The following is a 398-nucleotide window of genomic DNA, read 5'->3' as shown; positions in this document are numbered from 1 at the left end:
CGCTGGCTGTTGTAGCCATACCGCACCGTCCTGCCGTCCGGCCCCGTCACCGCCGTCACCGCGCCCGACGCCATATGTATCCGGTACTCCGTCCGCCGTCCCGCCGCATCCGTCTGCGCCTTCAGCCTCCCCGCCTCATCATACCCGCTGCGGGTGATGCTCCCGTCCGCATGCTCCTTCTTCACCACACGCTTCAGGCCACCCTCGCCCTCCGTGTACAGCACCTCCCGCCTGTTCAGGCTGTCCGTGATGGTCACACGGTCCTGCCCGTACTCAAAGCGGTAGTCCAGTCCCTCCGGGTTGACCTGCTCCGTCACCCGCCCGGTATCATCATACCGGTAGCGGCTCTCCGGCCTCCCCGCATAATGGTGCGCCACCATCCGCCCGGCGTGCTCCGC

1 pseudogene is annotated in these 398 nt (G+C 67.6%); it reads right to left on the bottom strand.

The window, feature by feature from the left end:
- A pseudogene (locus BGE37_RS24830) lies at nt 1-398 on the bottom strand (RHS repeat protein); the annotation flags it as partial.

It is taken from the genome of Escherichia sp. MOD1-EC6300 (assembly GCF_002965045.1).
GTDB classification, from domain to species: Bacteria; Pseudomonadota; Gammaproteobacteria; order Enterobacterales; family Enterobacteriaceae; genus Escherichia; species Escherichia coli_F.
The sequence above is the reverse complement of the archived record's forward strand: the minus strand, read 5'-3'. Positions and strand labels throughout refer to the sequence as shown.